This is a genomic window from Pseudanabaena cinerea FACHB-1277 (genome assembly GCF_014696345.1).
Taxonomy (GTDB): domain Bacteria; phylum Cyanobacteriota; class Cyanobacteriia; order Pseudanabaenales; family Pseudanabaenaceae; genus Pseudanabaena; species Pseudanabaena cinerea.
In genome coordinates, this window is record NZ_JACJPY010000126.1 from 1 (window position 1) to 8,147 (window position 8,147).

The following is an 8,147-nucleotide window of genomic DNA, read 5'->3' on the forward strand; positions in this document are numbered from 1 at the left end:
CTAGATAGGTCATACTTACTATGACTTGACCTATCTTTTTTATCTTAAATCCTCAAATCCCCATCTACTCATACTTCCCATATCTTTTGTCGCCCCGTCAGCTTGTGAGGGCAAGTAATCTGAAACCATTTACTAGCAAAGCTGTTAATTTCTAAATCTTGAAATGGTGCGGCTTCTAGTGCTGTAAATGCTTGAAGTAGATGGTTGTAATGATGATTGCGTGTCGCTATTACGATAGAATTTTTGCCATAGCGATCGCTAAATATTGATAGTTGTTGAGCCACCTCTATGCGAATGTCTTCAGCTAACTCATCTAATTCATCCCATAGCAATAAAAATGCACCATATTCTAGTAATTGTTTAAGAATTAGATCCGTTAAGTATTCTGTTGGGGATAATGTTGATAGTTGATAGTTTTTCAGAAATTCTAATCGCAGATCATGGGGTAAATATCCTGATAATTTGTCTAGGATGCCATGATTGTCAAGCTGCGTTTTAATCCATGCAAGGGGTTGCAAGTCTTGAAAATCTTGGTTGCGCTTAGATCTGCCAAACACTAGCGATCGCAATGGTAAATAGAGAGAGATACGGTTAACAATATTGGGGGCTAGTACTGTTTGTTCATTACTATTGACAGCGCTATTAACAGCGATCGCCCAATGTTTGAGCAAGGTGGTTTTGCCTGAACCCAGTCCACCCACTAGCAGCAGATAACGATGGGCGGTTAGTGCTTGATTGGCACTAATGCGTGGAGGCTGCAGCTTTTCGATGTAAAAGCGATCGTACTGCTCAGGAGATACATTTACGAAAGTCTCATCAAGATCAATATATTGAGCATTTGCTAGATTTGCAAATAGATTAATCTCTACATATAGATCAGTGAGTTTCAAGGGATGATTAATGTCAATAATTTTAAGGCGATCGCATTGACGATTAATAGGCGCAATAATATCTTTCTTTAATAAACCAACAATGTCTTCCCTAACAGCCTCCATGTCAATCATTTCTAGGGCATTATTATCCAAATCAGCTTCCAGACTACTTTCTGGATTAATCATACTGAGGTCGTCAATCATCTGGCTGCTATTATCATCAGTGATTTCGCCAGTGATTTCGCCAGTGATCTCGCCACTTACTTGGGCCAAGTTATTAATATCAGAATCATTTTGATTCTCTGACTTCTCCATAGGAAAATCCGTTAATATATTTAAACTTTGACATAGTAGATCGTAAGTATGCCGATCTACTATGTCACCAGCAAAGAAATTCTCCACTAATTGCACTGCTAAATTATTTTGATTAGCGATCTGTTCCTTGCTATGACCTTGCCTTAATAGCTCCTGCTCTGCTTTCTGAATTATTTCCGTTGGCGCACTTAGCATTAAAGGTGTCATGTTTTTTTCACTATTTTTGTCTGTCATATGGTCTATTGAGTCTTTATGTAGTACAGAAGTATTTTTAAAAGGAGTACGAGGCGCCGCTTTCAAAAATATTTCTGACTTTCAAGTAAGCGCTTAGCACTGTATTAATGTAGATTACTTGATCTTATTACCAGATTTTCGATCAATTCATGAGCTTATTAACCTTAGCAATTGATGTGGGTGCAAGTAGTATCAAAGCGATCTTATTGCATCAGAATGGTACGTTAGCCTCTAGCCGATCGCAGATCGCGACCCCTCACCCTGCCACCCCTGATGTGGCGATCGCTGCCCTCTGTGACCTAATTGACACAATGGGGCATTACGATCGCATCTCCATAGGCTTTCCCAGCGTGGTGGAGCGGGGAGTCACTAGGGGTGCGATTAATTTACATCCCGCTTGGGACGGGTTCGACCTTGGGCAAACCCTGCGAGCGAAACTGGCTAAGCCGATCCGCATTGCCAATGATGCGGATGTACAGGGCTATGGAGCCATCGCTGGGCAGGGGGTAGAATTGGTGATCACTTTAGGGACGGGGTTTGGTTCGGCATTATTTTTAAATGGTGCGCTGTTGCCCAATCTGGAATTGGGGCAGCATATCTGGCGCGATCGCCACACCTATGAGGATTGTTTGGGACAGCCAGCCCTAGATCAAGTTGGTTTTGACCTCTGGCTAGATCGTCTATGCCAAGCGATCGCCTCACTATATAAATTATTTAATTTTGACAAGCTCTATATCGGCGGCGGTAATGCCCGCTTGCTATCGACTAGTGATCTCAATCTAGCGCCCAACCTGCTGCCCAAAGTGGCGATTGTGTCTAATGATTTGGGATTACTAGGTGGACTGGCTCTATGGCATGATGCACAAAATTTTCTCTAGCAAGTTGTATAATCTATGTCCAATTGGCTAAAGGAATTATGAGTAAAGATTTTGAGGCGATCGGCGATCGCTTGCCACCCCAAAATATTGAAGCAGAAGAGGCGGTACTAGGTGGCATTTTGATCGACCCAGAGGCAATCTCGCGGGTACTCGATACCCTCAACCCTGAGATGTTTTATGTGGCAGCCCATCAAGAAATCTTTCGTGCCTGTTTGATGCTGCACAATCAGTCTAATCCTACGGACATGATGAGTTTGACCACATGGCTCAGCGATCGCGACCTCCTCGAAAAAATTGGCGGTCAGTCTAAAATTGCTCAACTCTGCGATCGCACCGTCAGCGCCGTTAATATTGACTTTTATGCTCAGTTAGTTGCTGATAAATATACGCGCCGCAAACTTGCGGAAGCGGCTAGGGCAGTGGTGGAAACCAGCTACAGCAATGAGTTAGAACTAGCACAACTGCTCGATCAATCAGAGCAAAAAATCTTTGCCGTCACCCAATCGCGATCGCAACAAGGGCTAGTCCCCGCCAGTGACATTCTCACTAAGACCTTTTATGAATTGGAAAGTCGTTTCAATTCCATTGGTACGGGCAATACCACTGCCACGGGTTTGATTACGGGTTTCTATGATTTTGATGCCATGACCAACGGTTTGCAGCGATCGGATTTGATCGTTTTAGCTGGTCGTCCGTCAATGGGTAAAACCGCGTTCGGACTAGAGATAGCGCGAAAGATGGCAGAAATTCATCGTTTACCTGTGGCAATTTTTAGTTTGGAAATGTCCAAGGAGCAGTTAGTTTATCGACTATTGGCGAGTCAATCTAAAGTCCGTTCTAGTGACATGGGCATCGATAGCAATCGCCTCCGCACAGGACAGATCAGCGAAAATGAATGGGGAACCGTGGCAATGGCAATTGGGGGACTGTCGGAATTGCCGCTTTACATCGATGATACGCCCAATCCACCGATTACCGAACTCCGATCCAAAGCTCGCCGCCTGCAATCGGAAAAGGGCGGCTCCTTGGGTTTAATCTTGATTGATTACCTGCAACTAATGGAAGGCTCAGGTTCCGATAATCGGGTACAGGAAATTTCGAGAATCACGCGATCGCTCAAAGCCCTTGCCCGTGAGTTGAATGTCCCCGTGATTGCTCTATCTCAACTAAGCCGAGGCGTGGAAGCCAGAACCAATAAACGTCCCATGCTTTCCGATTTAAGAGAATCGGGATGTCTTAGTGGTGATGCTCTAATTACAATGGCAGATACGGGAGTTGAAATACCCATTTGTGAATTAGTGGGTAAGTCAGATTTTGCAATTTGGGCGGTAAATCCCCAAACTTGGAAACAGGAAAAAGCGATCGTTAGCAATGCTTTTTGTACTGGATCTAAAACTGTTTATCGGCTAGAAACTCAACTAGGACGCTCTATTAAAGCAACAGCCAATCATCAATTTTTAACCCTACAAGGATGGAATCGTCTTGACACCTTACAAATAGGCGATCGGATTGCCATGCCAAGATTTAGTCCTAGCTCTGAATTACAAACATTAGGAGATGCGGAGTTAGCTTTATTAGGGCATTTAATCGGAGACGGATGTACTTTGCCACGCCATGCAATTCAATATACAACTAGAGAGCTAGATTTAGCTGAATTAGTTGCTAATTTAACCAAGGAAGTATTTCGTGAGCAAATTGTACCAAGAATTACCCAAGAGAGATCTGGGTATCAGGTTTATTTGTCAGCAGCAGCACATTTAACTCATGGCGTGCAAAATCCTATTACAAAATGGCTACAGAATCTTGGTGTATTTGGTTTGCGCTCCTATGAGAAATTTATTCCTAAACAGGTTTTTGAGCAACCTAGAGAGGCGATCGCAATCTTCTTGCGACATCTTTGGGTTACTGATGGCTGTATTCTTACTAACAAAAAATCTCGTTATCCTACAGTTTATTACGCTTCTAGCAGTGAGAAACTATCCAGAGGTGTGCAATCTCTATTGTTAAGGTTAGAAATTAATGCAACCATTAGAATTTTGTCCCAAGGAAATAAGGGACATGATCAATATCAGGTTGTGATCAGTGGAAAACCAGATTTAGAAAAATTTGTCAATCTCATCGGTACAGTTGGCAAATATAAACAGAGAGAGTTAGAAGCAATTAATTGTTACCTATTTAATTCTGGAAAAGCTAATACCAACAGGGATTTAATCCCTAAAGAAGTATGGAAATTATACGCCAATCCTGCTAGGGAAAAGATTGGATTAACAAGTCGACAGACGCAAGAGCTTCTTGGCAATAAATACTGTGGTACAAGTTTATTTAAAGGAGCAATCGGGCGCGATCGCGCTCATCGTTTAGCACATATTGTCAAATCACAGGAGCTTTTAAACCTTTCTCAGAGTAATGTTTATTGGGATAAAGTGGTTTCAATTACAGCATTGGAAGAGGAAATGGTTTATGACTTAACTGTGCCAAATTTAGAGAACTTTGTGGCAAATAATATCTATGTTCACAATAGTATTGAACAAGATGCGGATTTAGTAATCAATCTCTATCGCGATGAATATTACAATCCAGAGACACCCGATCGCGGTGTTGCGGAGATCATCATCGCCAAACATCGGAACGGTCCTGTCGGCACGGTCAAACTTCTATTTGAACCGAGATTAACCAAGTTTGAGAACATGGCTTCTGGGCGCAATTAAAGATTCTTCCCAACCTTACTCAAAACACCCCGATGCAAACATCGCCAACACCATCACAACCAATTACTCTCGTCATATCGGAAATGGTCGAACCTAGCCTCATCGCCGAATATGAAGATTGGACAAGAGGGATCAATCACGCTACCCAGAAATTTGGAGGATGTATGGGTGTGGAAGTAATTCGCCCCCGCGATCATCAACATCCTGAATATGTGGTCATCGTTAAGTTTGCTAACTATGAGTATTACAAAGCATGGCTAGACTCCGATGAATATGCCCAGTGGATGCGAAGAGCGTCTCAGTTTATTGCCAAGCGATCGCACCAACATCAACCTAATGGACTAGAGCTATGGTTTACATTGCCTAAAAGCTCAATGATCGGAGCCAAGCCACCCGCTTATTACAAACAGGTAATCGTGGGCATACTTTCCGTATATCCATTAATTATTCTTGCCAATTTAATTATTGCTCCTTTTTTGCAAGGGCTGCCCGACCTATTAGCACTTTTAATATCCGTCACCTTTGTATCCGCATTGATCACCTATCCCGTAATGCCCATTCTCACTAAGATTCTCGGCTTTTGGTTATACCCCCATCCCCGCCCTAAACGCCCTAAAAATAAGCGCCATTAGCTTCTTTTGCTATAACATAACAGACTACAGCTATCTCAATCAACATCATCAAATAATCTGTGTTACTAGGTTTCGATCCAGGCAAACAAAAATGTGGAATAGCCTTGATGGGCTTAGACCGTAAGCTCATGTTTCAAGCCGTTATTCCTAGTCAAGAGGCGATCGCTAAGGTGGCTGACCTCCTCGCAAGCTACCCCATATCCTTGATGGTCATGGGCGATCAGACTGCCTCCAAAGAGTGGAAAGCGCAAATGCAGTCTGCTTTCCCTGATTTACGAATTATTACTGTCGATGAAAGGTATAGCAGTGAAGAGGCAAGGCAAAGATTTTGGCAAATTTATCCAGCCAAGGGCTTAATGAAGCTAGTGCCTTTAGGAATGCGATCTCCCGATCGCCCCATCGATGATATTGTCGCCGCAATTTTGATCGAGCGATATCTTAGCCGCCTCATCAGTTCTTGATATGACAGCGCGGCTTTGCCACGCTGCCGTCATGGGAATAGAAAAAGTTTTGTCAAGCTTCGTAAAGTAACGTTAAGTAAGCTTGAATCAGGGGTATGTACAGATGATATCTTTGCACTTGTTATCAAAAGCGTATACGCAAATTTGGGAGAACATCTCAATGTCAGAAGAAACAATAGCAAAGCCCACAGGCAAGACCCCAATCTGGGGCGGTAGCACTGGTGGTTTACTCAATGCCGCTTTTACTGAAGAAAAGTACCTGATCTCTTGGAACAGCCCCAAAGAACAAGTATTTGAAATGCCTACTGGCGGTGCTGCAACTATGGTTGCTGGTGATAACTTGCTTTACTTAGCTAAGAAAGAGCAAGCTCTCGCATTAGGTACACAGTTGCGTAAATTTAAGATCACCAATTATAAGATTTGGCGCGAATTTCCTAATGGCGACCAAGTTTATCTGCATCCTAGCGATGGCGTATTCCCTGAGAAGGTGAATGCTGGACGTGTTGCCGCTAATAGCGTCAGCCGCAAGATTGGTGATAACCCCAACCCTATAAGCGTCAAGTTTACTGGTAAGGGTACTTACGATGTCTAATTTGTAGCTTTGGCTACTGATTCCGTTCTTATTTATTTTTAAATTTCTGCTCAAGCCCTAGCGATCGCTGGGGCTTGAGTTTTTTTTAGCGAATCTGTCTTTGGTGGTATAGCATATTAAAAAATATGAAGTATTATTAAGACATACAAAGATTTACGTCTTCTAATTAACAGTCTAAATCACAAGGAGATTACAGCAATGACAGACAGCACAGAGCCTAAATTTGGTTTTAACAACTTCGCTGAAACTTGGAACGGTCGTCTTGCTATGCTTGGATTCGTTATCGGTTTAGCAACAGAGTTGATCACTGGACAAGGCATTCTTTCTCAAATTGGCTTAATGTAATTTGAGAGTTATCAAAAAAGGAGCGCATAGCGCTCCTTTTTTATTGGAGATTTGCCAAGCTATATAGCATTTTTTCAAATAGCTCAACGATTGCTTGACTGCCATTGTCGCGAATAAAAATATCAAAATTCGGGTGGGAATTTGCTTCGATGAGCCAATAGTTATTTTGGTCATCACAGGCAACATCTAGCCCCACGTAGTTAATTGTCGGCATTTTGATAAAGAGTGGTTGAATAAACTTAGCGATCGCCTCTAAAATTTGCGGATCGGTCACGGGTCTAGCGATCGCCCCCTCCCAATGTAAAGGGCTAAGATTGCCAACAAATTTTGCTTGAGAAAAGTCTTTGTCATAGGTTAGAAGGACTTGGTGATTGAGACAAACGCAACGATATTCCTTAACAATACTGATCGGTTCTTGGACCAATGCCACATAATCATAGCTTTTAGATTCCACATCAAAGATTCGCTCTAGAGCCTCCTGCACCTGTGAGATATTGTCACATAAAAATACATTATTGCCACCTGAGCCGCGATTGCGCTTGATGATCATGGGCTTAGCAAACTTTTGATCCAACTCCGATACGATGTCAGCAATGGAAGTAAATTGCAAATATTCTCTATATTTTTCGTTGCAATAGGGGGATATAAACCAAGCGGTGCGAGGCATTGAGACAACATCATGGAAAATCTGATAGAAGTATTGCTTGTCCTTAAAGATCTCGGCAATTGATTGGGATGTGAGAGGGGTGGAGTAGTTAGTGAAATAGTAGTCGCGATCGCCCACTGTCACTCTAACTAAGTTCTGATTGGGATGCAGAATCTCGTAAGCAATTCCGCGATTCTGACAAGCTTCCAGCAACATTTTGATATTGGTTAGCATTGTTTCTGATGAAAAATTATATATTTTGCACTTTTGCTAAAAGCCGATACTTTATATCTAATTGACATCCGCCCCGCGCTGAAGCGACGGGGATTCCTAAGACTCACGACTTAGGTTTCTGCTTCATAGCACCAGCCTTAACAGATTTACTCTGTTCGGGTCTTACAGTCGCTCCACAGACATTAACCGCAAGCCCTGCGGCAAGAATATTTTTAGCAGCATTCACATCT

General features: G+C 42.6%; 8 protein-coding genes and 1 pseudogene. 6 read left to right on the plus strand and 3 right to left on the minus strand.

Annotated features, from left to right (window positions below; genetic code table 11):
- Positions 1-68: 68 nt before the first annotated feature.
- Positions 69-1,394, minus strand: a complete 1,326-nt coding sequence (locus H6F44_RS21280) for a hypothetical protein (protein ID WP_190353098.1) — start codon at positions 1,392-1,394, stop codon at positions 69-71.
- A 176-nt stretch (positions 1,395-1,570) separates the two neighbouring features.
- Between H6F44_RS21280 and H6F44_RS21285 the strand changes: the two genes are divergently transcribed.
- The 6 genes from H6F44_RS21285 (at position 1,571) to H6F44_RS21310 (ending at position 7,037) form a co-directional block, all read left to right on the plus strand.
- Complete coding sequence (locus H6F44_RS21285) at positions 1,571-2,299, plus strand: ROK family protein (RefSeq protein WP_190353099.1); 729 nt, start codon at positions 1,571-1,573, stop codon at positions 2,297-2,299.
- Positions 2,300-2,334: 35 nt separating this feature from the next.
- Complete coding sequence (locus H6F44_RS21290; RefSeq protein WP_407681883.1) at positions 2,335-5,007, plus strand: replicative DNA helicase; 2,673 nt, start codon at positions 2,335-2,337, stop codon at positions 5,005-5,007.
- A 32-nt stretch (positions 5,008-5,039) separates the two neighbouring features.
- Complete coding sequence (locus H6F44_RS21295; RefSeq protein ID WP_190353101.1) at positions 5,040-5,639, plus strand: antibiotic biosynthesis monooxygenase; 600 nt, start codon at positions 5,040-5,042, stop codon at positions 5,637-5,639.
- Positions 5,640-5,698: 59 nt separating this feature from the next.
- Entirely contained in the window at positions 5,699-6,100 is a 402-nt protein-coding gene (ruvX, locus tag H6F44_RS21300) for a Holliday junction resolvase RuvX (RefSeq protein ID WP_190353102.1), read from the plus strand.
- Between the two features lie 160 nt (positions 6,101-6,260).
- Complete coding sequence (locus tag H6F44_RS21305; protein WP_190353103.1) at positions 6,261-6,692, plus strand: photosystem I reaction center subunit II PsaD; 432 nt, start codon at positions 6,261-6,263, stop codon at positions 6,690-6,692.
- A gap of 198 nt (positions 6,693-6,890) precedes the next feature.
- Positions 6,891-7,037 (plus strand): chlorophyll a/b-binding protein, encoded by a 147-nt coding sequence (locus H6F44_RS21310; protein ID WP_190353104.1) that lies wholly within the window; start codon positions 6,891-6,893, stop codon positions 7,035-7,037.
- A gap of 40 nt (positions 7,038-7,077) precedes the next feature.
- Here the strand turns inward: H6F44_RS21310 and H6F44_RS21315 are convergent, their stop codons facing one another.
- Both H6F44_RS21315 and H6F44_RS24165 read right to left on the minus strand, forming a co-directional pair.
- Positions 7,078-7,917 carry an ATP-grasp domain-containing protein gene (locus tag H6F44_RS21315; RefSeq protein WP_190353105.1) on the minus strand — a complete coding sequence of 280 codons (840 nt, stop codon included), beginning with the start codon at positions 7,915-7,917 and terminating at the stop codon, positions 7,078-7,080.
- A 103-nt stretch (positions 7,918-8,020) separates the two neighbouring features.
- A pseudogene (locus H6F44_RS24165) lies at positions 8,021-8,147 on the minus strand (RNA-guided endonuclease TnpB family protein); the annotation flags it as partial.

What these genes read in the sequence shown, in the direction of transcription:
- H6F44_RS21280 (WP_190353098.1), bottom strand. Translation starts at nt 1,394, where the DNA reads ATGACACCTTTAATGCTAAGTGCGCCAACGGAAATAATTCAGAAAGCA.
- H6F44_RS21285 (WP_190353099.1), top strand. Translation starts at nt 1,571, where the DNA reads ATGAGCTTATTAACCTTAGCAATTGATGTGGGTGCAAGTAGTATCAAA.
- H6F44_RS21295 (WP_190353101.1), top strand. Translation starts at nt 5,040, where the DNA reads ATGCAAACATCGCCAACACCATCACAACCAATTACTCTCGTCATATCG.
- H6F44_RS21305 (WP_190353103.1), top strand. Translation starts at nt 6,261, where the DNA reads ATGTCAGAAGAAACAATAGCAAAGCCCACAGGCAAGACCCCAATCTGG.
- H6F44_RS21310 (WP_190353104.1), top strand. Translation starts at nt 6,891, where the DNA reads ATGACAGACAGCACAGAGCCTAAATTTGGTTTTAACAACTTCGCTGAA.
- H6F44_RS21315 (WP_190353105.1), bottom strand. Translation starts at nt 7,917, where the DNA reads ATGCTAACCAATATCAAAATGTTGCTGGAAGCTTGTCAGAATCGCGGA.